We start from the raw sequence: 26,064 nt of genomic DNA, 5'->3' as shown, positions 1-26,064 counted from the left end.
AGTCTATCTATTTACTGAGAATAAACCTTTTGGGGCGGGGAGATAAGGCAATGAATACGAAAAAAAGCGGTCAGATAGGTGCGAGATTTATTGTGTATTTAACTGGTCTTCTCGTTATGAGTCTAGGGATTGTATTATTGATTATTGCTGATTTAGGAGCAACGCCCTGGGACGTCCTGCACGTTGGCCTGTACTATCAGCTTGGGCTGACAATCGGAAGCTGGTCAGTTATTGTTGGGATTGTGATTCTAACTGTTGCTTCGCTTATCTCAAAAGAGTTCCCGAAAATGGGTGCCTTTTTAAATATGGTTTTGATTGGTGTCTTTATTGATTTATACTTATTGCTGCCGTTCATGCAGACGCCTTCTGCATTAGCTGGAAAAATTGTAATGTTTCTTTGCGGGATTATTATTTATTGCTATGGAATGGGCATCTACATTTCAGCACAGTTTGGAGCAGGTCCAAGAGATAGTTTAATGATTGCCTTAACATCAAAGACAGGCTGGAAGGTAGGCCGTGTTCGGAGTTTCATGGAAGTGATCGTCCTTATTATTGGATGGCAGCTTGGGGGTCCTGTATTTTGGGGAACCATAATCATTGGTTTAGCAATCGGCCCACTGGCGGGAATAGCATTGCCACAATGTCAGATGGTAACAGACCGATTTTTAGCAAGTTTGAAAAAACAAGTATATACAACAATTGGCAAAGAGAAGGATAGAGGTGTAAGTTGATGAAAATATCGACAAAAGGACGATATGGATTAACGATTATGATTGAATTAGCCAAAAAGCATGGAGAAGGTCCGATCTCATTAAAATCGATTGCACAGACGAATAACTTGTCTGAGCATTATCTGGAACAGCTTATTGCTCCTTTAAGAAATGCTGGTTTAGTAAAAAGCATCCGCGGCGCATACGGTGGTTATGTTCTTGGTGATGCCCCAGCAAATATTACAGCCGGAGATATTATTCGCGTACTGGAGGGGCCGATAAGTCCTGTTGAAGGAATTGAAGATGAAGAACCTGCTAAGAAACATCTCTGGATGCGCATTCGCGATGCAGTGAAAGATGTATTAGATAATACAACAGTAGAAGATTTAGCCAACTTTAAAGATGATGGCGAATCTGATGGGTATATGTTCTATATTTAATCTGTAAATAGTTCAGTGGCCTGTAAATTGGTAAGTGGGCCTGAAGGTTGAAAAGTGTCCAACAATTTACAAATACAAATTCAATAACAGTGCATTTCAGATAAGAAGGTGAATAAATTGGAACGGATTTACGTTGACCATGCTGCTACTTCGCCTATGCATCCAAAAGTAATCGATAAAATGATGGAGGTTATGGGCGCAGAATTTGGCAATCCATCAAGCATCCATCATTTTGGCCGCAGTGCTCGTCATATCATTGATGAAGCCCGTACAGAATTGGCGAAAAGCATTGGTGCTGAAACGAATGAAATTATTTTTACTAGTGGTGGAACGGAAGCGGACAATCATGCTATTTTTGGTGTGGCGGAATCGTACGGAGCACAAGGAAAGCATATTATTACAACACGAGTAGAGCATCATGCAGTCCTTCATGCTTGTCAGCAATTGGAAAAGCAAGGATATGAAATAACATATCTTCCAGTTGACCAAAAGGGAAGGATTCATGCGGCAGATGTTGAAAAAGCATTAAGGGACGACACGATCCTTGTTACAATCATGTATGGCAATAATGAAGTCGGAACAATTCAGCCAATTAAAGAAATTGGGCAAATCCTTGCTGAACACCCCGCTATTTTCCATACAGATGCAGTCCAAGCATATGGATTGGAAAAAATAAATGTTAAAGAATGTGGAATTGATTTATTATCTGTTTCTGCTCATAAAATAAATGGACCTAAAGGAATCGGGTTCTTATATGCAAGCAAAGATGTGAAGCTTTCTCCTCGTTTATTTGGTGGTGAACAGGAAAGAAAAAGACGTGCAGGGACAGAAAATGTTCCTTCCATTGCCGGATTCCTCGAAGCTGTTCGAATCAGCCAACAGGAAATGGAGAGTAAAGGAAAAGAGTATCAAGGATTCAAGACAGCTTTTCTAAAAAGACTAACTGAAAATAAAGTTGAATTTAGCCAAAACGGATCACTTGATTATTCATTGCCCCATGTTTTAAACTTAAGCTTTCCTGGAACAAATGTGGAGGCTATGCTTGTGAATTTAGATTTAGCTGGTATTGCGGCATCAAGCGGGTCTGCATGTACAGCTGGTTCAATTGATCCATCGCATGTGCTTGTTGCCATGTTTGGTCAGGGAGATGAACGTCTGCAAAATTCAATTCGCTTTAGTTTTGGCCTTTTCAACACATTAGAGCAGGTTGAAAAAGCAGCAGAAGAAACAAGTAAAATCGTTAAGCGATTAACTAAATAGATTATTTATTGGGAAACGTGGTGAAATGAAATGACGAAAGCACCGAAGGATACCCGCGTTGTCGTAGGGATGTCCGGTGGAGTCGATTCCTCGGTTGCCGCACTTCTTCTTAAGGAGCAAGGCTATGATGTGATCGGAATTTTTATGAAGAACTGGGACGACACCGATGAATTTGGGGTCTGTACAGCTACAGAGGATTATGAAGATGTAATCCGGGTTTGTAATCAAATCGGGATTCCTTATTATGCAGTTAATTTCGAAAAGCAATATTGGGACAAGGTGTTTACTTATTTCCTTGATGAGTATAAAGCGGGAAGAACGCCAAACCCTGATGTCATGTGTAATAAAGAAATTAAGTTTAAGGCATTTCTTGAGCATGCAATGAATCTAGGTGCAGACTATTTAGCTACCGGTCATTATGCACGAGTGGAGCATCGCGATGGTGAAGTTAAAATGCTTCGCGGGATCGATGAAAATAAGGATCAAACGTATTTCTTAAACCAATTAAGCCAGGAACAGCTTGAAAAGGTTATGTTCCCAATTGGCAGTATTGAAAAATCTAAAGTACGGGAGCTTGCAGCTGCGGCTGAGCTTGCAACCGCAACGAAGAAGGACAGTACGGGCATTTGCTTTATTGGTGAACGGAATTTCAAGGAGTTTCTCGGTAATTATTTACCTGCTCAGCCAGGAAACATGGAAACATTCGATGGAAAAGTAATGGGCAAGCATGATGGGCTCATGTACTATACGATTGGTCAGCGTCATGGATTGGGAATTGGCGGATCTGGAGAACCTTGGTTTGCGATAGGGAAGGATTTAAAGAGAAATGTCCTTTATGTCGGACAAGGCTTTCATAATGAAAAGCTATACTCACATTCCATTACAGCGGTAAATGTCGGATGGGTTTCAAATACAGAGAAACCGCAAACATTTGAATGTACAGCAAAATTTAGATATCGCCAGTCTGATAATAAAGTAACAGTTGAGCGATTAGCAGATGATAAAGTGAGAGTAATCTTCGATGAACCGATTCGTGCGATTACACCAGGTCAAGCAGTTGTCTTCTATGATGGGGACGAATGTCTTGGCGGCGGAACGATTGACGAAGTATACAAAGACGGAAAACGTTTAGATTATGTTGGATAAATAGATTGCCCCAATTCTTCTCATATAGAATTGGGGCTTTTTTATTTAGGAGCTTTTCTAAAAGATTGTTGTTTTTTGAATAAATGATGTGAGTGAAAATCGAAGACAGTTATGGTTAGTTGATTGTAGCGGAAGGTGCGAGACTCCTGCGGGAAGTGTGGGACAGCTGAGACCCCGCAGACGCATTAGCGTCGAGGAGGCTCAGCGCCCACCCCGCGGAAAGCGAGCGACCTGGAGCGGAAATCAACTTTTACGAATTCGTGTTAAAGGCAACAAACAAAGCTTTTTCTTGAAGTGATTGAATAGAACATTATATGCTATAATTTTGAAAGAAGAAATGGAGTGAATAAGGATGAATAAAAACCAATTAGGTATTCAATATATGCAAGAAGGCAAATGGGAAGAGGCAGCTACGACATTTATGGAAGCGATAGAAGAAAATCCAATGGATGCTGTTTCCTATATTAATTTTGGCAATGTTTTATCAGCGGTTGGAGAGGTCGAAAGGGCGTTGAAGTTTTACCAAAAGGCGATTGAGCTCGATGGAGAGGCAGCAACTGCCTATTATAGTGCAGGGAATTTGTATTATGAGCTGGAGCAATTTGACGCAGCAAAGACCATGTTTGAATCAGCAATGAAAAAAGGCTTGGAGTCAGGGGATAATTTCTTCATGCTTGGTCTGTCTCTTGTTGCGCTTGAGCAGGGGAAATTGGCATTGCCATATCTCCAACGAAGTACGGAACTTAATGTGGATGATGCGGAAGGCTTTTTTCAATATGGATTATGTTTGGCACAGCTGAATTATGTAGATGAATCTATTTTACAATTAGAAAAGTGTATTGCGATTGATCCTGAACATGCAGATGCTTACTATAACTTAGGTGTTGCTTACGGATTTAAGGAAGAAGAAAAGAAGGCACTTGATTATTTCAATAAGGCATTGGACAGTCAGCCTGATCATATGCTTGCTGGATACGGAAAGAAGCTAATTGAAAAAGGAAACACAGATACACAATAATTTCATGCAGGATGAGGGAAAGGAGGAAAAGGGATGGAGAAGCAGGACTCCTTAGACTTATTTGCTGAACAAAGGAAATTTATGAAGGGCAGGCATTTAGTAACGATCTTTCATAATGAGCAAAATTTATATACGGTATTGCGTATTCGCGTAGAGGAAACAAATGAGCATTATGAAGACAAAGAAGCAGTTATTACTGGATACTTGCCGAAAATGCATGAACAAGAGACGTATATTTTTTATGGCGAATTGAAGGATCATCCGAAATTTGGAGTCCAGTTTCAAGCCAGTCATTTTCGTAAAGATATCCCTCAGACAAAACAAGGTGTCGTCAATTATTTATCGAGTGAGCTGTTTAAAGGAATTGGGAAGAAAACGGCTGAAAGTATTGTGGCCGCATTAGGAGAAAATGCTATTTCGAAAATCCTTAACCAGCCTTCCTTGCTTGATCAAATTCCTAAACTAGCTGGAGAGAAAGCGAAATCCTTATACGATACGTTAATGGAGCATCAGGGCCTTGAGCAGGCAATGATTGCTTTAAATCAATATGGCTTTGGTCCACAGCTATCGATGAAAATATATCAAGCTTATAAAGACCAAACGATTGAGATTATCCAAAGGAATCCCTTTAAGCTTGTAGAGGATATTGAAGGAATTGGTTTTGGCAGAGCAGATGAATTGGGCTATCAGCTTGGGATTTCGGGCAATCATCCAGACAGAATTAGGGCAGCATGTCTATACATACTTGAAATAGAAAGCATGCAGGCTGGGCATGTATATGTAGAAGCTCGAACACTTTTGCCGAGCGTGAAAAAACTTCTCGAAGACAATCAGCATGATGTCATTGAATTTACCGATATTTCAAATGAAATCATTAAGCTTCAAGAAGAAGGAAAAATCATTGGAGAAGACCAAAGATTGTATTTGCCTTCCCTTTATTATTCAGAAAAAGGGTTAGTCACAAATATTAAGCGGATTTTACAGCAAACACAATATAATGAGCAGTTTCCAGAATCAGAATTCTTGCTTGCGCTCGGCAAACTAGAGGAACGAATTAAGGTACACTACGCACCAACACAAAAAGAAGCGATTCAAACCGCATTGATGTCTCCGATGCTCATTCTAACTGGAGGTCCTGGGACAGGGAAAACAACTGTCATTAAGGGAATTGTTGAATTATACGCAGAATTGCATGGCTGTTCATTAAGTCCAAAGGATTACAAAAAGGAAGAGCCCTTTCCATTTTTGCTAACGGCGCCAACAGGCAGGGCCGCAAAAAGAATGACAGAATCAACCGGTTTGCCGGCAGTAACTATCCATAGGCTTTTGGGGTGGAATGGGTCGGAAGGATTTGATCGTCATGAGGAAAATCCACTGGAAGGAAAGATTTTGATTGTTGATGAATCATCGATGGTCGATGTGTGGCTTGCGAATCAACTTTTCAAAGCAATTCCGGAAAATATGCAAGTAATCTTAGTAGGGGATGAAGACCAGTTGCCATCTGTTGGACCAGGACAGGTATTAAAGGACCTCCTGTCTTCCGAACGAATTCCAACTGTAAGCCTGACAGATATTTATCGACAGGCAGAAGGTTCATCCATTATTGAACTAGCCCATGAAATGAAAAAGGGCAGGCTTCCTGTCAATATATCCTCCCAACAGCCAGACCGCTCATTTATTAGATGTCATTCTGGACAAATATCAACGGTTGTTGAACAGGTTATTTTGAATGCAAAGAAAAAAGGCTATTCGACAAAGGATATTCAAGTGCTGGCGCCGATGTATAAAGGGCCAGCAGGGATTGATAAGCTAAACGAAATGATCCAAGAGATCTTTAATCCGAATGAGGATGGGTCTAGAAAAGAATTGGTCTTCGGTGAAGTGAAATACCGAATTGGCGATAAGGTACTTCAGCTTGTCAATCAGCCTGAGAACCATGTATTTAATGGAGATATGGGTGAGATTGTTTCGATTTTCTATGCGAAGGAAAATACAGAAAAGCAGGATATGATTATCGTTTCATTTGAAGGAACTGAAGCCACATATACCCGTCAGGATTTAAATCAAATAACACATGCATACTGTTGTTCCGTTCATAAATCTCAGGGCAGTGAATTTCCAATTGTTATCCTTCCTGTAGTTAAGAGCTATTATCGAATGCTGCGAAGAAATTTACTTTATACAGCAATCACCCGAAGCAAACAATTTCTTATCTTATGTGGTGAGGAAGAGGCATTGAGAATGGGTGTTGAAAGAGCAGATGAGCTTGCACGATTGACAAGTCTGTCCGAAAAGCTAAAGGAAGCCATTCTGCCACATTCTTCACAAGAGGATGAAACGGAAACAATGGATGTACCAAACATGCATTTAACAGATGAAGTGGAATGGATGAATATTGACCCACTTATCGGTATGGGAGAGATAACCCCATATGATTTTATGGAATGAACAAGATTGTTAAATTGGAAAGCGTTTCACGTTATTTTTTTCACATAGAAAACGCAAACTAAGAATGTTCCGGGAAGGTGGGACAAACTTTTGCGGACATTTTCTTTATTAAAAGGACTCCCAGTTATTGAATTACAGAGTGGTTCAAGGATTGGTGAAGTGTGTGATATCCATATATCTGGCAATGGGGTTGTAAAGAGCTTACTCATCCGAAAAGGAACCCTCTTGAAAAAAACCTTTCATATCGATGTTCAAGATGTTGCTTCTTTCGGATGGGATGGAGTAATGGTTGAGGATCAATCAGTCCTTAAACCGCTTAAGAAATCAAATGAATATACATTTGAAGGGCCAAACCGTTTAACTGGAAGAACAATGATGTCAAGAGAGGGAGAGCGGCTTGGATTACTTGAAGATGTATATTTTCATGAAGAAGTGGGGACAATTATAGGGTATGAATTATCGGATGGGTTCTTTTCAGATATGCTGGAAGGAAAACGAATAATCAAAACCGAATTGCCGCCTGCAATTGGGAAGGACACCATCATCGTAAACGTTAAAGAGTGAGGTGTCTTTTCCATGCTGAAATGTCCCAACTGCCAGAGTAAGGATATCGGAAAAATTGGAATAAGCCAATATTATTGCTGGAGCTGCTTTATTGAACTTTCCCTATCTCAAGGTGTAATTAGTACGCATCAAGTCGAGGAAGATGGAACATTAAGTTCACTTGATGATCTATTTGAAGAAGACGAGCGCCGTTACCTCTTGTAGTAGGCAAATTGCAAATTATTAATAGAGCGAGGTGAGCCAAATGAACCGTGTGTTAACCTCTGCGATTGTTTTTGGAGCAGGAATGGCAGTATATAATCTAGCCCAAAAAAATAATTTAATGTCTGGTCGTCAAAGAAAGAAAATCCAAAAGCGAATAACAAAAGCATTATTCTAAAAAATAAAAGCTGACATCTGAATTTTAAGATGTCAGCTTTTTGTATAAAACCAATAATTAACAGCAAAAATAAAAGGAGGAGGGTGAAAAATGGATATTCGTCTGAAATGGTATTATCGGTTAGGTTTTCTCCTTCTATTATTTATTGTTGTATTTGTTTTTTTAAAGCTGCATTCATTGTGGATGCCAGTGTTAAAAATTATGATAGCAGTGTTCATTCCTTTTATCGTGGCAGCCTTTATCACTTATTTGCTGCACCCCATTGTAAGAAAATTACATGAAGGCGGTCTGCATAAAGGGGTAGCTGTTTTTAGTATTTATATCCTCTTTTTTGGCGGAGTTAGTTTTGCTCTTTATAAGGGAATACCAGCTTTTATTCACCAATTAAAGGATCTTACCGAGAATGCTCCCCAATTTGCAAACCAGTACAGAGAATGGATTCACGTGATCCAGCAAAAAACCTCTTCATGGCCTGATGGATTGCAAACAAGAATTGATGAAGGCATCTTGGCTATGGAAGCAGCTTTGGATAAACTTCTTTCTAAAAGCGTAAATGTGTTATTAAGTATTTTAAACTACTCACTAATTATTGCAATTATTCCATTTATCTCCTTTTACATGTTAAAGGACTTTGATTTAATGAAGCGGGCTGTTTGGTATTTGACGCCAAGAAAATGGAGACAGGAAGGAATCCTTTTTTTGCGTGATGTTGATAAATCACTTGGCAGCTATATTAGGGGGCAGCTTCTAGTATGTATTGTAGTTGGAGCTATTTCTGCTTTGCTTTTCTGGATATTTGGCATGAAATACCCGCTGCTGCTTGGAATGCTAATTGGAATAACCAATGTCATTCCGTATTTTGGCCCAATATTCGGCGCCATCCCTGCACTGATTATTGCTTCCACCATTTCTGTAAAAATGATGATAATCTCGGTTGTGATTATTTTTGTCCTCCAATTTGTTGAAGGCAATATTTTATCACCATTAATTGTTGGAAAAAGCCTTCATATGCATCCGCTGATTATTATGTTCGCTCTCCTTATTGGCGGGGAGGCGGGAGGAGTATTAGGGTTAATTATTGCGGTTCCCATTCTCGCAGTTATAAAAGTTAGCCTTGTTCATGCAAGGACACACTTTGGAAAAAGGAAGAACCCAAAATTCGCCCGCCCTTGACAAATCTGTTTTTAACTAGATATAATTCGACTATAATAACAAATATAAGGTAAACATGAAGAAGGAACGAGTATGTTATAGCCCATCTACGTGTCTAGCGCAAGTCGCGCTTTACGCATCAGAAAAGGAATTCCTTGGCTGGAAGAATTCCTAGATGAAGGATAACAGAATGCTAATCCGGAGTGCAGCTAACCCCTGTCGTCTATCCGCGTTAAGGATCTGAGAGATGAATGTGAAAGCGGTGAGCAAGGCGCTTACGCTTTTCGTTTAATCAGGGTGGTACCACGAAGAGCTCTTCGTCCCTGTCCAGGGATGAGGGCTTTTTCTCGTTGCATAGGAAACTATGTGATCCAATGGAGTGGATAACTTTGCGACAAGTTTGTCTGCGTTCAGCTCCAGCGCCTACCCCCGACGTACAGGACGTACTAGTGTCGGCAATGCGACAGGACGTCGCGCTTTTGTCGACCTCGAGGTCACAAGCCAATCCTCACGAAAAAGGTAAAGAACACCTTTTTAGTGAGGCTCGTCTTGTGCTTGTCGGGGGTGACCAAGGCGCTTGCGCATTTGTTTTTTAATTTAGAAACCATTTATAGGAGGCTATACATATGAAACAATTATCAGGATCAGATATCCGTCGTTTATTTTTAGAATTTTTCCAAGAAAAAGGGCATGCTATTGAGCCGAGTGCTCCACTTGTTCCACATGAAGATCCTTCTTTGCTTTGGATTAACAGTGGTGTGGCAACACTGAAGAAATACTTTGATGGCCGTGTTATTCCGGAAAATCCAAGAATTACAAATGCACAAAAATCGATTCGAACAAATGATATTGAGAATGTTGGGAAGACAGCTCGCCACCATACTTTCTTTGAAATGCTTGGCAACTTCTCTATTGGGGATTATTTTAAAGTAGAGGCAATTGAATGGGCATGGGAATTCTTAACTAGTGAAAAGTGGATTGGTTTTGAAGAGGAGAAATTATCTGTCACCATTCATCCTGAAGATGACGAAGCATTTACTATTTGGCGCGAACAAATAGGGATTCCAGAGGAAAGAATCATTCGTTTGGAGGGGAACTTCTGGGATATCGGTGAAGGTCCAAGTGGTCCGAATACAGAAATTTTCTATGATCGTGGACCTGAATACGGAAATGACGTCAATGATCCCGAATTATATCCTGGTGGGGAAAACGAAAGATATCTAGAAGTATGGAATCTTGTGTTCTCAGAATTTAATCATAACCCTGATGGAACATATACGCCACTTCCGAAAAAGAACATTGATACTGGAATGGGTCTGGAGCGAATGGCTTCTGTTGTGCAAAACGTTCCTACTAATTTTGATACAGATTTATTCATGCCGATTATCCAAGGAACAGAAAAGATTGCTGAGGAAAAGTATGGTGTGAATAAAGAATCAGATATTGCCTTTAAGGTAATTGCAGATCATATTCGTACAGTAGCCTTTGCTGTTGGTGATGGTGCACTGCCGTCTAATGAAGGCCGTGGGTATGTATTACGCCGTTTACTACGCCGTGCTGTCCGTTATGCGAAACAAATTAACATCAACCGTCCGTTTATGTATGAACTGGTTCCAGTAGTTGGCGAAATTATGAGCGACTTCTACCCAGAAGTAAAGAGCAAAACCGAATTCATTCAAAAAGTTATTAAAAATGAAGAAGAGCGTTTCCATGAAACATTACATGATGGCTTAGCGATTCTATCTACTGTTATTAAAAAGGAAAAAGCTGCAGGAAGTGATAGGATTCAAGGGGAAGATGTATTCCGTCTTTATGACACATATGGATTCCCTGTCGAGCTGACTGAGGAATATGCGGAAGAAGAAGGCATGAAAGTTGATCATGAAGGCTTCAATACTGAGATGGACCGTCAGCGTGAGCGTGCACGTGCAGCAAGACAAGACGTAGATTCCATGCAAGTTCAAGGAGGCGTGCTTGGAGAGATTAAAGTCGAAAGTAAATTTATCGGCTATGACTCACTTGTAGCAAGTTCTAAAGTTGTTGCCATTGTTCAAGATGGACAATCCATAGAAATGGCAGGAGCTGGAGATGAGGTTCAACTGATTTTGGATGAAACTCCATTCTATGCTGAAAGTGGCGGACAAATTGCGGATCAAGGTTTATTAGAAGCAGATGGTCTACGTGTGTCCATTAAGGATGTTCAGAAAGCGCCAAATGGGCAGAACCTTCATAGAGCGATCGTTGAGGCAGGCATATTGAAAGTAAATGATCAGTTAACAGCAACGGTTAATGAGCAGAGTCGTTCTAAAGTTATTAAAAATCATACAGCTACACATTTGCTTCACCAAGCGTTAAAGGATGTACTTGGAAGCCATGTCAATCAGGCTGGTTCACTTGTTGAACAAGATCGATTACGTTTTGATTTCTCTCACTTTGGCCAGATCACTTCAGATGAATTAGAGAGAATCGAGAATATAGTTAATGAGAAAATTTGGCGCAGCATACAAGTAGAAATAAATTACAAAGATATTGAAGAAGCAAAAGCAATGGGAGCGATGGCGCTTTTCGGAGAAAAATATGGGAAAATCGTTCGTGTTGTTCAAGTTGGAGATTATAGCTTGGAGCTTTGCGGCGGATGCCATGTTCCAAATACATCAACAATTGGGTTATTCAAAATCCAGTCTGAAAGTGGAATAGGAGCGGGTACACGTCGTATTGAAGCAGTGACTGGTGAGGCTGCTTATCAATTATTAAACGATCAGATCGGGATTCTTAAGGAAGCAGCTAGTAAACTGAAAGCAAATCCGAAAGAATTAGCAACAAGAATTGAAGCATTACTTGGAGAAATGAAGCAGCTTCAACGAGAAAATGAATCATTAGCTGCAAAATTGGGTAATATTGAAGCTAGCAGCCTTGTATCGAATACGAAAGAAATTAATGGTGTAACTGTATTATCAGCAAAAGTTGCCGCAGCAGACATGAATAATTTACGTAATATGGCTGATGAGCTAAAGAATAAACTAGGCTCTGCAGTCGTTGTCCTTGGAAGTGTGCATGAAGGGAAAGTAAATTTAATTGCTGGAGTAACCAGTGATCTGATTGAAAAGGGATACCATGCTGGGAAAATTATTAAGGAAGTTGCTACTAGATGCGGCGGAGGCGGCGGAGGCCGTCCAGATATGGCCCAGGCTGGTGGAAAAGACCCGGAAAAGCTCGAAAATGCATTGAATTTTGTAGAAGAATGGGTTAAATCCGTTTGATATCCCAACAAAGTAGTGTAAAATGAAGAAAAGCTCCAGCACCTTGTCAGGACTAGGTGCCGGAGCTAGACAAAAAAAGCGGAAGCGTCTGCTTATGCTCAATCAAAAAGAGGTGTAAAGTATGAGCTCATTTGATAAAACAATGCGGTTTAATTTTCCTGAAGAGCCAATCGAGCATGATGTCAATCAAGTGTTATTTCAAGTATATGAAGCTCTTCAAGATAAGGGCTATAACCCAATCAACCAAATTGTCGGTTACCTTCTTTCTGGGGATCCTGCGTACATTCCCCGTCATAAGGATGCACGTAACATTATCCGTAAACTTGAAAGAGACGAAATCATCGAAGAGCTTGTTAAATCATACTTAAAGCAGCAGCGAAAGGGATAAAGTATGCGGACAATGGGATTGGATGTCGGCTCGAAAACAGTCGGCGTCGCGCTCAGCGATGCATTTGGCTGGACAGCGCAAGGCTTAGAAACCATAAAGATTAATGAGGCAGAAAATAAGTTTGGTTTCGAGCAGCTTGGGACAATAATAAAAGAGCATGAAGTAAGTAAAATTGTTGTTGGTTTGCCAAAGAATATGAATGGGTCAATCGGTCCGCGGGGAGAAGCCAGTCAAAATTATGCTGCTGAGCTTGAGAACCTCTTTGGTTTGCCTGTCGTCCTTTGGGATGAGCGATTAACAACGGTTGCAGCTGAAAGAGTCCTGCTTGAGGCGGATGTTAGCCGAAAGAAGCGAAAAAAAGTGATTGATAAAATGGCAGCTGTTATGATATTACAAGGCTATTTAAATAGCCAAACTTAATGAGGTGGAAAGAATGGAACACGGAGAAAAAAATATTACAGTAGTAGACGAAGATGGTAACGAGCAATTATGTGAGGTGCTTTTCACATTTGATTCAGAGGAATTTGGAAAGTCATATGTCCTTTATTATCCGATAGGTGCAGAAGAAGATGAAGATGGCGAAATTGATATTCATGCTTCTGCATTTCTGCCAAGTGAAGATAATCAAGATGGTGAATTAATACCGATTGAACCAGATGCAGAAGAAGAGTGGGAAATGATTGAAGAAATGCTTAATACGTTTCTTGCTGAAGAGGAAGAATAAGACTAAAATAAGAAAACTGGCCCCTTGAGGTCAGTTTTTTTTGTTGGAGATATTTGTTTATTTTCATAGATTTATGTAATATTTTGCGACTGCAAAAAGAAAATATAGTATAATTATTCGAGGTGTAGAAATGCAGCTAGCATCAAAAGCTAAGGTGATGAATAAAGAGAAATAGAAGTTCCTTAGCGCTTGCAGCCTTGATAGGAGGGGAAAATGAATGTCAAAGGAACATAAGAATGATAAAAAAGATCAAATCCGTCAGAAGATGATCGAACGTCAAAGTGAAGCAAAGCTGGTCCGGAAAATTGTTTTGATTATTGCGATTATTCTGGTTATAACAGTTGGAGCAGCAGTTGGCGGTGGATATTTTTATATTAAATCTGCTATAAAACCTGTCAATCCAGATGATAAGAAAGAAAAGCAAGTAGAAATTCCGATTGGCTCCTCATCGACAAGTATTGGTAAAATACTTGAGGATAACGGAATCATTAAGGATGCTCGTGTTTTTAAATATTATGTGAAATTAAAGAATGAAACAGGATTTATGGCTGGTGAATATAAACTGAATCCATCGATGACCATTCCAGATATAATTAAAAGCTTGAAAACAGGAAAGCTTGAAGAACAGCTAGTTTTTAAAGTGACAATTCCTGAAGGAAAACAGCTAGAACAAATTGCTGGCATCATTGCGGAGAAAATAAATAAAAAGCCAGAAGATGTTTTTAAAACGCTCAATGATCAAGCGTTTATTGAATCTCTAATGGGGAAATATCCAGATCTATTGACTGAAGAAATTTTGAATGAAAATATTAAATACCCTTTAGAAGGCTACTTATTCCCAGCCACTTATCCTTTTTATAAGGAAAATCCAACAATAGAGGAAATTGTCAAACCGATGCTTGATAAAACAGCCGCTGTTGTGAATGAGTATCAAGTGGCAATGGAAGAACGGGAGCTTACTGTGCACGAATTGCTTACGATGTCTTCTCTCATTGAGGAAGAAGCAACAGCAAAAGTGGATAGAGATAAGATCGCGAGTGTCTTCTATAATCGAATGGCGACAGGAATGCCATTGCAAACAGACCCAACCGTGCTCTATGCACAAGGAGAGCATAAGGAGAAAGTTTTGTATAAAGATTTAGAGATTGACTCGCCATATAATACTTACAAATATCCAGGACTGACCCCAGGACCAATTGCGAATGCGGGTGTTATGTCAATTGAAGCTGCATTGGTTCCAGATGAATCAGATTACCTTTATTTCCTAGCAACTTCATCAGGAGAAGTCTTATTCTCGAAAACACTTGATGAGCATAATCAAAAGAAAGCTACACATATCAAATAAATGGTAAAGGGGATTGTATGAAAAATTAGCATTCCCCTTTTATTTATGATAAAATAGTACAAGTATTTTATATTGTTAACGATAGCGTGACTCACGGATGGGTAAAGGATGGCGGCTTTTACTAGCTGGTAATATGCGAAGTCTTTTGCATGATTACGATCCTCTTACGTGAACGCTATTTTTTCATGTCTAAATGATAGAGGTGATGGCAGCTTGGAAAATGAAAAGCTGCATGTATATATAGAAGGCATCACACCAGCTAGGTCAGAATTCTTTCAGAAAATGGAGCAATTTGCAAACGAGAATGGTGTGCCAATTATGGAGCTTGCTGGAATTGAAATGCTGCTTCAGCTTTTACGAATTCAGCAGCCAAAGGCTATTTTGGAAGTGGGTACTGCGATTGGGTATTCTGCTCTCCGAATGGCTGATGCACTTCCAAACTGCAAGATCGTCACAATTGAAAGAGATGCTGAACGTTCTCAGCTTGCTGAACAATATAGGAGTGAAGCTGGTAAGGATTCTCAAATTCATATTATTAAAGGTGATGCGCTTGAAGTGGAAGCAGAGGTGAAAGAACATGGTCCATTTGATGCCATCTTTATTGATGCAGCAAAAGGTCAGTACCGGCGTTTTTTCGAAATCTACTCCCGTTATTTAAGTGATAAGGGTGTTATTATTACGGACAATGTTCTTTTTAAAGGCCTTGTTTGTGAGTCAGAATTTGCAAACAGAAATATACGCCAGCTTGTTAGGAAGATCGATCAATTTAACTATTGGTTAATGAATCATCCTGATTTTCATACGGCAATTGTGCCAGTGGGTGATGGGGTAGCAATTAGTAAAAAGAGGTGAAGAAGAATGACAAAACCAGAGTTATTAGTGACACCAAAGAGTGTTGAAGATATTATCCCATTAGCAGATGCAGGTGCGGATGCCTTTATCGTGGGTGAACAGCGCTATGGCTTGCGTCTTGCAGCTGACTTTTCAAAGGATGAAGTCAAAGAGGCAATCCAGCTTGCACATGAGAATGGGAAAAAAGTGTATGTAGCAATGAACGCGATTTTTCATAATGAAAAAGTGGAAGAGTTAGCAGACTATCTTCTATTTTTGCAAGAGGTACAAGCAGATGCGGTGATCTTCGGTGATCCAGCTGTATTAATGGCAGCACGTGAAGCAACACCGAATATGAATTTGCATTGGAGTACAGAGACAACAGCAACCAATTGGTATACATGTAATTATTGGGGCAGAAAAGGGGCAAAGAGAGCTATCCTTGCCCGTGAAATTAACATGGATGCTATTGTTGAAATGAAAGAAAATGCTGAGGTAGAGATTGAAGTACAAGTTCATGGAATGATGACCATGTTTCAATCAAAGCGTTCCCTTCTAGGAAATTATTATGAGTACCAAGGGAAAGTGATGGAAGTTGAAAATCGGAAACAAGAGCATAATATGTTTCTGCATGATAAAGAGCGGGAAAACAAATACCCCATTTTTGAAGATGAGAATGGAACACATATCATGAGCCCAAATGATATATGTATCATAGACGAACTGCAGGAAATGATTGAAGCTGGCGTCGATTCATTCAAAATTGATGGGATTTTAAAAAGCCCTGAATATATTCTTGAGGTAACAAAGCTTTATCGGAAGGCTATTGATCTTTGTGTGGAAGACCCTGATCAATATGAAGATGAAAAGGACGAGCTCTTAAGTAAAATAGAAGAAATTCAGCCTGCCAATCGTCCATTGGACACTGGGTTTTTCTTTAAAGAGACGGTTTATTAAAGATATCTAGCTTCAGCGCCTAGCCCCTCGATGGTCTACAGCCAAGCCTCCCAAAAAGGTAAAGAACACCTTTTCGTGAGGCTTGTCGGGGCTGAGCAAGGCGCTTACGCTTTTAATTTAGGAGGATTACCTATGACAGTAGTGGAAGATAAAATTTCCAAAATCGTGGACGGCAAACGGGTAATCGTTAAGAAGCCCGAGTTGTTGGCACCTGCTGGGAATTTAGAAAAATTGAAAATCGCCGTTCATTATGGAGCAGATGCTGTATTTATTGGCGGACAAGAATATGGGCTGCGATCAAATGCAGATAATTTTACATTTGAAGAAATGAAAGAAGGCGTAGAATTCGCCCGGAAATATGGCGCGAAGATTTACGTAACAACAAATATTTATGCCCATAATGAAAATATCGACGGGCTTGAAGAGTATATGCTCGGTTTAAAAGAAGCGGGAATAGCTGGAATAATTGTTGCTGATCCTCTTATTATTGAGACCTGCCGACGTGTAGCCCCTGAAATTGAAGTCCATTTAAGTACGCAGCAATCCTTATCAAACTGGAAGGCCGTTCAGTTCTGGAAGGAAGAGGGGCTAGAACGTGTTGTTCTTGCTCGTGAGGCAAGTGCAGAAGATATTCGTGAAATGAAGGAAAAGGTCGATATTGAAATTGAAACCTTTATCCATGGTGCCATGTGTATCGCCTATTCTGGGCGCTGTACATTAAGTAACCATATGACAGCCCGTGACTCGAACCGTGGTGGCTGCTGTCAGTCATGTCGCTGGGATTATGATCTATATCAATTAGAAGGAGAACAGGAAGTTCCTTTCTTTAATGAAGGCGATTCTCCATTCGCAATGAGTCCAAAAGACTTAAATTTAGTTCAAGCCATTCCTCAGATGATTGAACTAGGAATTGATAGTTTAAAAATTGAAGGCCGGATGAAATCCATTCACTATATTGCAACAGTTGTAAGTGTCTATCGTAAGGTCATTGATGCTTATTGTGCAGATCCTGAAAATTTCCAAATTCAACAGGAGTGGCTGAAGGAATTAGCTAAATGCGCAAATCGTGATACGGCTCCAGCATTCTTTGAAGGAGTTCCTGGGTATAAGGAGCAAATGTTTGGAAATCATAGCAAAAAGACGAATTTTGATTTTGTTGGACTGGTATTGGATTATAATGAAGAAACCAAAATGGTTACTCTTCAACAACGTAACCACTTTAAACCAGGACAGGAAGTTGAATTTTTCGGACCAGAGATTGAGAATTTCACCCATGTTATTGATAAGATTTGGGATGAGACTGGGAACGAGCTGGACGCAGCCCGGCACCCACTTCAAATTGTTCAATTTAAGCTGGATAAACCGGTATTTCCTAACAACATGATGCGAAAGGAGATTTAAAATATTATGGAACGCAAACCTGTTGTTATCGGTGTTACTGGCGGCTCTGGATCTGGAAAGACGAGTGTGACTAAATCTATTTATGATTGTTTTAAAGGTCACTCGATTATGATCCTTGAGCAAGATTATTATTATAAAGATCAAACCCATTTGCCATTTGAAGAACGGTTGAAAACAAATTATGATCACCCGCTTGCATTTGATAACGATTTATTAATCGAGCATTTAAAAAGGCTTTTGCAATATGAGCAAATAAATAAGCCTGTATACGATTATGCGATGCATACAAGATCCAATGAAGTGATTACTGTAGAGCCAAAAGATGTAATCATCTTGGAAGGGATTCTTGTTCTTGAGGATGAACGTCTCCGTAATCTAATGGATATTAAGCTTTTTGTGGATACAGATGCAGATCTGCGTATCATTCGACGTTTGTCTAGAGATATTAAAGAACGTGGCCGCACATTGGATTCTGTTATTGAACAATATGTAGGCGTTGTTCGTCCGATGCATAATCAATTCATTGAACCAACGAAGCGATATGCGGATATCATTATTCCAGAAGGCGGTCATAATCATGTGGCCATTGACCTGATGGTAACAAAAATTCAAACAATTCTTGAACAAAAGGCATTTTTATGACACAATAGCATAGAAAATATATTATAGGTCCAACAAAGTGGACGAATGAAATGCGCGCCCTTATTTTAAGGGACGCGCTCCTTATGCATGTACCTGATTACATAAAAAAGAAAGACACGATTCACTGGTGAGTTGTGAAAATTTGAAGGAGTGAAGGTTTTGGCAATTGAAAAAGTTTTCCCTATGACACAAGCTGGTAAAGAGAAGCTTGAACAGGAATTAGAATATTTAAAATCAGTTAAGCGTAAAGAAGTGGTAGAACGTATTAAAATTGCTCGTAGTTTCGGTGACTTATCTGAAAACTCTGAGTACGATTCTGCTAAAGAAGAACAAGCATTTGTTGAAGGCCGTATTACAACAATTGAAAATATGATTCGAAATGCAAAGATTATTTCAGAAGATGAAATGAGTGGAGATACAGTTGGTCTAGGCCGCTCTGTTACATTTATTGAACTGCCTGATGGCGAAGAAGAAACTTATACAATCGTTGGAAGTGCTGAAGCTGATCCATTTGATGGGAAAATTTCAAACGACTCTCCAATTGCTAAAAGCCTGATCGGCCGCAAAGTTGGCGATGAAGTGAAAGTTCAGACTCCTGGTGGAGACATGGATGTACGAATCGTGACAATTAAGTAAAGATTTCTTTTTTAGATGAGAGGAGAAGAGGAACCTTCTCCTTTTGTTTTGGAAGATGCGCCCGGATGTAGTGGGTCAAGATTTTACGAGCTTGCAAATGGTAAAAAACAGTTAATTTTGTCGCTGAAAAAAATTTATGAGCCCTTAAGCGGTGAAATAAGGAAAAGTAGGTCGCGAAAAAGATTTTATGAACCCACTATTAGTGAAAAATGGATAAAGAGGTCACTAAAAGGAATTTATGAACCTGAAATTGGTAAAATATGCAAATTAGGTTACATAAAAACTATTTGCTCCCTACAATCAGCTAATAAGTAGTTTGAAAAACAGAAACCTCGTCAAAACTCTTGACGAGGTGTTTTTTATGTGGAAAAAAAGAGCAATTATATGGTTATGTCTATGTTTAATAGGATTGACAGTATTGCTTGGCAGGCTAACACAGCTTCAATTAGTGGATACAGAGCATTTTACAAAAAGAGGAATTAATTTGATTGAGGCAAGTGTCAGCCAGCGCTCACAAGAGATGATCCTTGATACTGGGAGGGGGAACTTTCTTTATAAGGATGGAACGCCTATTACTCATCAGAACAAATTAGTCCTCATTCTATTTCCCTTTTTGAAAAAAATGGACTGGGATAGTAAAAGTATTTCAGAAATCATAGGTGCCTCTGAATATGCGCTAAAGCATGCAATAGAATCAGCAAAGGAACCGTTTGCCTATGGCAACCCGAATCCGATTGAATTAACAGAACTTCAAATGGAGAAAATAAATGCTTTGCAAATTCCTGGAGTATTTGCTGTAGAAAAAAAGTATCATTTAACTCAAAATCCTGCGGAACACTTGGTTGGGATTACAGGAGAAAATGAAGCATTACTTCGCAAGCGCTACCCAGACAAAGAGCTTTCTTCAAAAACAATGGTAGGGCTAACTGGAATGGAAAAAAGCTTCGATGAATTTCTTTTACCTGATGGAAAGTCAAAGCTTGTCTATCATGTCGATGCAACTGGTGGCCCTTTGTTTGGAATTAATGTCAAATATGTTGAGCCAGCTAATCCTTTTTATCCAATTAATATCAAAACAACACTAGACCATGATTTACAGACGATGGTTGAGAAACTTGTCGATCAACATGGGATCGAACGTGGGGGTGCTGTTCTTCTTGATATTGAGACAAATTCAGTATTAGCGATGGTTTCTCGACCTGCTATTAATCAAAGTGACCCTTTCAATAAAAACACTGGTGGAACGGAAAACCTAATGCTTAAGCAGCAAATTATCGGTTCTGTATTTAAGACAGTCGTTTCTGCTGCAGCCATCGATCATGAGCTGACTAGTCCATCCCGTCAATTTGACTGTAGCAAGACAATAACGGGGCAGCCTGATCCATTATTTCAATATGGAATGCTTGATTTTACAAATAGCTTTGCCAGAAGCTGCAATAATACGTTTGCTACTCTAGCCAAAGAATTAAAAGAGGTGGATCCAAATATCCTTGAAAATTTTGCAGAAAAGCTATCACTGACTGGGCCTGCTGGTTGGATAGGAGATATTTATCATTTCAATGGTTTCAAGCAGCTTCAAGAAGATGAAGGAAGAATTTTCTTATCGGAGGATGCCAAAAAGGATAATAACTTTGTTGCCCTTACCGGTATCGGTCAGCATGAGGTTCGTGCTACCCCTTTAGCAGTTGCAAATATGATGGCAACCATTGCAAGAGGGGGAAAGAAGGAAATGGTTCGTGTAGCATCAAAGATTGAATATAAGAACAGTACTTCTTTACTTGAGTTCAATGAGCAAAATATAAAGGGGGAGACGATTTCTCCCTATACCGCGATGAAGCTGCAAAAGCTTCTGAGAGAAGTAGTTATCAATGAGAATGGAACAGGACGAAGTTTGCAGGGGCTTCCATATGAGGTGGCTGGCAAGTCTGGTACAGGAGAAACGGGGAGAATGGATGGAGACAAGCCACTCTATAATAAATGGTTTGCAGGTTATTTTCCATTTGATAAACCGAAATATGCACTTGTTACGGTTAGACTAGGGGGAACAGGGAATTCCGGTGGTGTGAACGCTCTCTTTGCTGATATTGTAAAAGAAATCTACGCCATCGATCATAATGGTTAAATGGTAACTCCAATTTACTTACTTTATATGCTAAAGTGAAACTTTCCTATCAATTTTTCCGTCTGGTTAAGGAGAGAAGATAAGATTTTTTTCAAGTTGTATGAAGTCATGTTAAAATATGAAAAGTAAGTATCCCACAAGATAGAGCCAAAAGAACGGGAAGGAGAATCATTTTTATGAGCCGCAATTATGATCCATCTAATCAGGGATTACGTTCCGAAATGAGAGGGAAACGAAGAAAAACAAATTTAATTTTAAATTTGTTAATTGGCCTTGTTGTTTTATTAATTGTTTTTGTCTCTGCCAAAATCTTTTTTGGAGGAAATGACGAAAATGCGACAGATAAAGAAGTAGCACAAGAACAACAGACAGAAGCGGAACAAGAAGAGAAAGCTTCAAGTGCTGATGAAAATACAGACTCAGATATAGCTGAAAATAAAGAGAATGAATCTGAAGAAGAGACTGATATCGAAAAAGAGGATAATGAAGCTTCAACGGATAACAATGAGATTGAACAAGCAGAAATACCAGAACCAGCAAATGAAGAAGAGGCAATTGTTACCGTAGGTGGAAATGATGGAAATGTAAAAAAGGCGATTGAAAATCCTAGCTGGAAGCCGATTGGAACCTCACAAACGGGTGAACATTATGCTGTCTATGACAAAGAATCTGTAGACTGGTCAGAAATGCTGCAAGCAATATCTTATGCTACTGGTGTTGATCAGAGCAATATGAATGTCTGGTTCCTTGGAAACAACGGATTTAATAAATCAGTTGGGACGATTACAACGAAAGATCAGCAGCAGAAATATCGTGTCTATATTGATTGGGTAGACGGGCAGGGCTGGAAACCAACAAAAGTAGAAGAGTTGAATGAAGTAGAAAAGAAATCAGAAGCCAAAAAAGAAACAAAAAAAGAAACAGAGAAAAAAGATGAGGATAGCTAATCAGCTACCCTCATTTTTTTACCTTAAAATGTACAACCGCAGAATAATATCTTCTTCCATTCTCGTCCATGCTCATTTGATGAGAAACATGATGCACAGAAAGGAGAATAGCTCTATTATTTTCAATTTGAACTGAAATATTTTTTTCTAATGTTTTTAAATCATATGCTTCAAAGAATTCAATCTTATCCTCAATTAAGTCAAGGTGAAAGTTCATCTTCTAAATAACCTCCTACTATAAGTTCCTCATAAGTATTGTAATATATTTTATTAGAAAACCTCTATAGATTTTCCTTTAAATTTGTTGCTATATAATTAAATATTCAGATAAAATGAATTGAAAGTAAAATAAGTTAATTTGGAGGGGAAATGACAACTTTCTACCGAAACTTAATGAGTCTTTTCTTATTGCTTATTTTGGCGGCTCTTCCTTTAGGTTTAATCAATATCGATAAAAAGGTATCCTTGAATGTTGAAGGAATGGTAGTAGTTATTAAGGATTTTTTTGGGGGACTTTTTTCAGGTGATACTTGGTATTATTCTCAAGGTGAACGAACTCGTTTAATATTTAGTGACCTAGTTTCCTATTTTTTATCTTCCTATTTATATTTAATAATCTCAGCTATCATTGTTATGGTTATTTCAATCTCCTTAGGGATATTCTTCTGGAAGAAATCGAATCGCTGGATAAATACAAGCTTAGGATTTTTAGGAATGGTTCCCGATTTTCTTCTCGTGCTTATGTTGCAAATAGCAGTCGTCTATTTAAATAAAAGATTAGGAGTAAAGACTTTTAAAGTAGCTTCTTCTTCCATTGATGACCCAGCAATTTTTCTACCTATCCTTACATTAATCATTATCCCTGCGATCTATTTAGTTAGAAGTTTATCTGAAGCAACATCGGAAATAATGGCTGAGGACTACATTCTTATGGCAAAGTCTAAAGGACTTGGAAAAAAATATATTTACTTGTACCATGTGACAACAAATACCCTTCCTTTTTTGAAGGCCGATTTACATAAAGTTTTGAGCATTATGATGGGCAACCTCTTCATTGTGGAATATTTATATAATACTCGTGGACTAACATCATTTATATTTGTTCATTCAAGTAAGTTTGGGTATCAATACAATCTTGTGATAATTTGCCTTTTATCATTATTTGTCCTTTATTTGTTCTGTTACCATTCAATTAGATTATTATTGGCTGTTGTTGAAAGGTGGCTAGCCAAATGAGACAAAACCCTAATCCTTTTCTAATTTTAGGTATTATCCTCTTATCCTTTTTTGTCATTATGTCCGTAATTGGACCATATGTAGCACCTTATGATTTAGAGTATTCCAAAAAGATAGGATATATAACGACTGATGATGGAAGCCAGCAATTGAAAGGTTCCCCGTTTCCTCCTTCCAAAGAACATTTATTTGGGACTGATAAATGGGGGTATGATATTCTCACACTCTTACTATATGGTGCAAAATACACAGTCTTTACAGTGTTGATTGTAGCTGTTATCAGAATAATAATAGGAACAGCTTTTGGGGTCTTTAACGGGGTATTGTCCCCAGTTAACAAGAAAAAAAATAAACAGATATCTCTATTTAGCGGCATTCCGATTTTTATCATTATTTATTTCATTATGATAGGAATAAATATTGAGCCAAACCTTCCTCCTGCTTACTTAGCTTTCATTCAAGGCATTTTAATGGTGATTTTAGGAATCCCTGGCATTTACAATGTAATTTTTAATTTAACGATTGAAATAAAGAAAAATGCATACGTGGAAGCAGCAAAAACACTTGGAGGAAGTAACCACCACATTTCTAAACAACATATTCTTCCTGCTATTAAAGGCAATCTTCTTGCTCTGTTTGTAAATGAATGCATACAAGTATTACATATTATTGGACAGCTAGGAATCTTTAATCTTTTTCTAGGCGGAACAGAAAAACAATATTTCCCTACTATCTACCTTTCAATAACAAATGAATGGTCAGGACTAATTGGTCAATCTCGCTCCTTCTTATATCACTCTCAATGGGTCATTCTATATCCATTAATAGCATATATGCTATTACTATTTTCATTTTACCTTCTTTCAGCGGGCTTAAATATCTCATTGAAAAATATGAGCAGAAGAACGAGTCATCTGTAATCTGAAAAAAAATAACATCCAAATTTCACAAAATTGGGTGTTATTTTTAATTCAAGTGAACAGGTTTCCATTGTTGAATGTTCTATACACATATGATAAATTAAGAACATGTTTTTTGTTTAATTCATAGTATACTCATAGGAATTATAAGTGTATAATTAGAGGAGTGAACGAAAATGGGGAAAGAGTTTATCGAACTATTTGAGCAATGGGCTGGTACCTATGATGATAGCGTGACTGGTCATGATATAGAGTATAAAGAAGTGTTTAAGCATTATGATCAATTATTGCAGATGGTTGCAGATCGTTCATTCGGCCATGTTCTTGAATTTGGACCTGGTACTGGTAACTTAACTGCAAAGCTAATAGATAAAGGGTTAAAAGTCACTGGGATGGAACCATCACCTTCCATGAGGAAAATTGCTATTCAAAAGCTGGGTGATCAGGCTCATATTTTTGACGGTGATTTTCTTACCTTTCCGAATGATCAAACATATGACACAGTTGTCAGTTCTTACGCCTTTCACCATTTAACCGATGAAGAAAAAAGCATAGCTATTGCCAAGTATGGAAACTTACTTGCATCAGGTGGTAAAATAGTCTTTGCGGATACAATGTATGAGTCTGCTAAAAGCTATAAGAGCGCAATAGAAAAGGCAAAAGAAGACGGTTTTCATAATCTAGCAGAAGATTTGCAGCGTGAATACTATACAACCATTCCTTTCTTAAAAGGATTGCTAGAGCAAAATAGATTTACAGCAAAGTTCGAACAGGTAAATGATTTTGTCTGGATTATGGAAGGAGTCAAAAAATAAGAAAGAGGTTCAAACAATGAAAATAGCAATCATCGGAGCAATGGAAGAAGAAGTAACTTTACTGCGTGAAAAAATAGAGGGCAAATCACAGGAAGTTATCGCAGGCTGTGAGTATACAACTGGAAAAATGGATGGGGTAGAAGTTGTACTTTTACGTTCTGGAATCGGTAAAGTAAATGCAGCTTTGTCAACGGCTATTTTACTAGAACGATTTAAGCCGGATTTTGTAATAAATACAGGTTCAGCAGGAGGATTTAATCCTGATCTAAATGTTGGGGATGTAGTAATCTCAACAGAGGTAAGACATCATGATGTGGATGTAACTGCATTCGGCTACGAATATGGGCAAGTTCCTCAGCTTCCACCTGCCTTTGAAGCAGATAATCAATTAGTTCAGGTTGCAGAGGCATGTGCTAAGGAAATTAAGGATATTCAAGTGGTTCGCGGGTTAATTGCAACAGGTGATTCATTTATGAATGACCCGGTAAGAGTGGAGTACATCCGTGATAAGTTCGTAGATCTTCAAGCGGTTGAAATGGAAGCAGCAGCGATTGCGCAAGTTTCTTACCAATTCGGTACGCCATTTGTTGTCATCCGCTCTTTATCAGATATTGCAGGGAAAGAGTCTGATGTTTCATTTGATCAATTCCTTGAAAAAGCAGCGCTTCATTCAGCAAACTTAGTTATGAAGATTGTAGCAGCAATGAAAAAGTAACTCCGAAT

At 38.8% G+C, this 26,064-nt stretch carries 28 protein-coding genes; 27 read left to right on the top strand and 1 reads right to left on the bottom strand.

All coding sequences use genetic code 11. From position 1 onward, the window contains the following. Nucleotides 1–50: 50 nt before the first annotated feature. The 23 genes from ACFYKT_RS10820 (at nt 51) to ACFYKT_RS10710 (ending at nt 22,370) form a co-directional block, all read left to right on the top strand. Entirely contained in the window at nt 51–731 is a 681-nt protein-coding gene (locus tag ACFYKT_RS10820) for a YczE/YyaS/YitT family protein (protein WP_389219346.1), read from the top strand. After that, nucleotides 731–1,150, top strand: coding sequence for a cysteine metabolism transcriptional regulator CymR (gene cymR, locus ACFYKT_RS10815; protein WP_389219344.1), 420 nt, complete (start codon nt 731–733; stop codon nt 1,148–1,150). Before ACFYKT_RS10820 ends, cymR begins: the two co-directional genes overlap by 1 nt. Nucleotides 1,151–1,267: 117 nt before the next feature. Beyond that, nucleotides 1,268–2,410: a cysteine desulfurase family protein gene (locus ACFYKT_RS10810; RefSeq protein WP_389219342.1), complete on the top strand. Its 1,143-nt coding sequence runs from the start codon at nt 1,268–1,270 to the stop codon at nt 2,408–2,410. 30 nt (nt 2,411–2,440) lie between these two features. Continuing rightward, nucleotides 2,441–3,556 carry a tRNA 2-thiouridine(34) synthase MnmA gene (mnmA, locus tag ACFYKT_RS10805; protein ID WP_389219340.1) on the top strand — a complete coding sequence of 372 codons (1,116 nt, stop codon included), beginning with the start codon at nt 2,441–2,443 and terminating at the stop codon, nt 3,554–3,556. Between the two features lie 352 nt (nt 3,557–3,908). Continuing rightward, entirely contained in the window at nt 3,909–4,574 is a 666-nt protein-coding gene (locus tag ACFYKT_RS10800) for a tetratricopeptide repeat protein (protein WP_389219338.1), read from the top strand. Between the two features lie 33 nt (nt 4,575–4,607). After that, on the top strand, nt 4,608–7,022 hold the full coding sequence (recD2, locus tag ACFYKT_RS10795; protein WP_389219336.1) for an SF1B family DNA helicase RecD2: 2,415 nt from the start codon (nt 4,608–4,610) through the stop codon (nt 7,020–7,022). 90 nt (nt 7,023–7,112) lie between these two features. Next, nucleotides 7,113–7,586, top strand: coding sequence for a PRC-barrel domain-containing protein (locus ACFYKT_RS10790; protein WP_389219334.1), 474 nt, complete (start codon nt 7,113–7,115; stop codon nt 7,584–7,586). Nucleotides 7,587–7,598: 12 nt separating this feature from the next. Continuing rightward, nucleotides 7,599–7,790: a hypothetical protein gene (locus ACFYKT_RS10785; RefSeq protein WP_389219332.1), complete on the top strand. Its 192-nt coding sequence runs from the start codon at nt 7,599–7,601 to the stop codon at nt 7,788–7,790. A gap of 40 nt (nt 7,791–7,830) precedes the next feature. After that, nucleotides 7,831–7,965 carry a YrzQ family protein gene (locus ACFYKT_RS10780; protein ID WP_389219330.1) on the top strand — a complete coding sequence of 45 codons (135 nt, stop codon included), beginning with the start codon at nt 7,831–7,833 and terminating at the stop codon, nt 7,963–7,965. Nucleotides 7,966–8,055: 90 nt separating this feature from the next. Further along, nucleotides 8,056–9,138: an AI-2E family transporter gene (locus ACFYKT_RS10775; RefSeq protein WP_389219328.1), complete on the top strand. Its 1,083-nt coding sequence runs from the start codon at nt 8,056–8,058 to the stop codon at nt 9,136–9,138. Nucleotides 9,139–9,743: 605 nt separating this feature from the next. Further along, entirely contained in the window at nt 9,744–12,377 is a 2,634-nt protein-coding gene (alaS, locus tag ACFYKT_RS10770) for an alanine--tRNA ligase (RefSeq protein WP_389219326.1), read from the top strand. A gap of 121 nt (nt 12,378–12,498) precedes the next feature. Next, nucleotides 12,499–12,765 carry an IreB family regulatory phosphoprotein gene (locus tag ACFYKT_RS10765; RefSeq protein WP_053477113.1) on the top strand — a complete coding sequence of 89 codons (267 nt, stop codon included), beginning with the start codon at nt 12,499–12,501 and terminating at the stop codon, nt 12,763–12,765. 3 nt (nt 12,766–12,768) lie between these two features. Further along, complete coding sequence (ruvX, locus tag ACFYKT_RS10760) at nt 12,769–13,185, top strand: Holliday junction resolvase RuvX (RefSeq protein ID WP_389219324.1); 417 nt, start codon at nt 12,769–12,771, stop codon at nt 13,183–13,185. 13 nt (nt 13,186–13,198) lie between these two features. Beyond that, on the top strand, nt 13,199–13,489 hold the full coding sequence (locus ACFYKT_RS10755) for a DUF1292 domain-containing protein (RefSeq protein WP_389219322.1): 291 nt from the start codon (nt 13,199–13,201) through the stop codon (nt 13,487–13,489). Between the two features lie 217 nt (nt 13,490–13,706). After that, complete coding sequence (mltG, locus tag ACFYKT_RS10750) at nt 13,707–14,834, top strand: endolytic transglycosylase MltG (RefSeq protein ID WP_389219321.1); 1,128 nt, start codon at nt 13,707–13,709, stop codon at nt 14,832–14,834. A gap of 213 nt (nt 14,835–15,047) precedes the next feature. After that, nucleotides 15,048–15,686 carry an O-methyltransferase gene (locus tag ACFYKT_RS10745; RefSeq protein WP_389219319.1) on the top strand — a complete coding sequence of 213 codons (639 nt, stop codon included), beginning with the start codon at nt 15,048–15,050 and terminating at the stop codon, nt 15,684–15,686. A 6-nt stretch (nt 15,687–15,692) separates the two neighbouring features. After that, nucleotides 15,693–16,622 (top strand): peptidase U32 family protein, encoded by a 930-nt coding sequence (locus tag ACFYKT_RS10740; RefSeq protein ID WP_389219317.1) that lies wholly within the window; start codon nt 15,693–15,695, stop codon nt 16,620–16,622. A gap of 132 nt (nt 16,623–16,754) precedes the next feature. Continuing rightward, the gene (locus tag ACFYKT_RS10735; protein WP_389219316.1) at nt 16,755–18,023 is read left to right on the top strand and encodes a peptidase U32 family protein; all 1,269 of its coding nucleotides are present in this window, start codon (nt 16,755–16,757) and stop codon (nt 18,021–18,023) included. Between the two features lie 6 nt (nt 18,024–18,029). Continuing rightward, a complete protein-coding gene (udk, locus tag ACFYKT_RS10730; RefSeq protein WP_389219314.1) occupies nt 18,030–18,665 on the top strand; it encodes a uridine kinase in 636 nt (211 codons plus the stop codon). Between the two features lie 159 nt (nt 18,666–18,824). Continuing rightward, complete coding sequence (gene greA, locus ACFYKT_RS10725) at nt 18,825–19,301, top strand: transcription elongation factor GreA (protein ID WP_389219312.1); 477 nt, start codon at nt 18,825–18,827, stop codon at nt 19,299–19,301. 15 nt (nt 19,302–19,316) lie between these two features. Further along, nucleotides 19,317–19,616: a hypothetical protein gene (locus ACFYKT_RS10720; protein ID WP_389219310.1), complete on the top strand. Its 300-nt coding sequence runs from the start codon at nt 19,317–19,319 to the stop codon at nt 19,614–19,616. Between the two features lie 46 nt (nt 19,617–19,662). Continuing rightward, the gene (locus ACFYKT_RS10715; protein WP_389219308.1) at nt 19,663–21,423 is read left to right on the top strand and encodes a peptidoglycan D,D-transpeptidase FtsI family protein; all 1,761 of its coding nucleotides are present in this window, start codon (nt 19,663–19,665) and stop codon (nt 21,421–21,423) included. A 176-nt stretch (nt 21,424–21,599) separates the two neighbouring features. Next, the gene (locus tag ACFYKT_RS10710; RefSeq protein ID WP_389219306.1) at nt 21,600–22,370 is read left to right on the top strand and encodes a YrrS family protein; all 771 of its coding nucleotides are present in this window, start codon (nt 21,600–21,602) and stop codon (nt 22,368–22,370) included. Between the two features lie 10 nt (nt 22,371–22,380). On the opposite strand, the gene ACFYKT_RS10705 is transcribed toward ACFYKT_RS10710, so the two are convergent. After that, complete coding sequence (locus tag ACFYKT_RS10705) at nt 22,381–22,587, bottom strand: YrzA family protein (RefSeq protein WP_389219304.1); 207 nt, start codon at nt 22,585–22,587, stop codon at nt 22,381–22,383. 152 nt (nt 22,588–22,739) lie between these two features. Between ACFYKT_RS10705 and ACFYKT_RS10700 the strand changes: the two genes are divergently transcribed. The 4 genes from ACFYKT_RS10700 to mtnN all read left to right on the top strand — a co-directional run bounded on the left by ACFYKT_RS10700 (nt 22,740) and on the right by mtnN (nt 26,056). After that, nucleotides 22,740–23,606, top strand: coding sequence for an ABC transporter permease subunit (locus ACFYKT_RS10700; protein ID WP_389219303.1), 867 nt, complete (start codon nt 22,740–22,742; stop codon nt 23,604–23,606). Continuing rightward, a complete protein-coding gene (locus ACFYKT_RS10695; protein ID WP_389219301.1) occupies nt 23,603–24,526 on the top strand; it encodes an ABC transporter permease in 924 nt (307 codons plus the stop codon). Before ACFYKT_RS10700 ends, ACFYKT_RS10695 begins: the two co-directional genes overlap by 4 nt. A gap of 176 nt (nt 24,527–24,702) precedes the next feature. Then, nucleotides 24,703–25,341, top strand: coding sequence for a class I SAM-dependent DNA methyltransferase (locus ACFYKT_RS10690; protein WP_389219299.1), 639 nt, complete (start codon nt 24,703–24,705; stop codon nt 25,339–25,341). A gap of 16 nt (nt 25,342–25,357) precedes the next feature. Next, on the top strand, nt 25,358–26,056 hold the full coding sequence (mtnN, locus tag ACFYKT_RS10685) for a 5'-methylthioadenosine/S-adenosylhomocysteine nucleosidase (protein ID WP_389219297.1): 699 nt from the start codon (nt 25,358–25,360) through the stop codon (nt 26,054–26,056). The last annotated feature ends 8 nt before the right edge of the window (nt 26,057–26,064 follow it).

The sequence above is a fragment of the Cytobacillus mangrovibacter genome, assembly GCF_042865275.1.
Classification (GTDB): domain Bacteria; phylum Bacillota; class Bacilli; order Bacillales; family Cytobacillaceae; genus Cytobacillus; species Cytobacillus mangrovibacter.
This window is presented reverse-complemented; position numbering and strand designations above follow the sequence as displayed.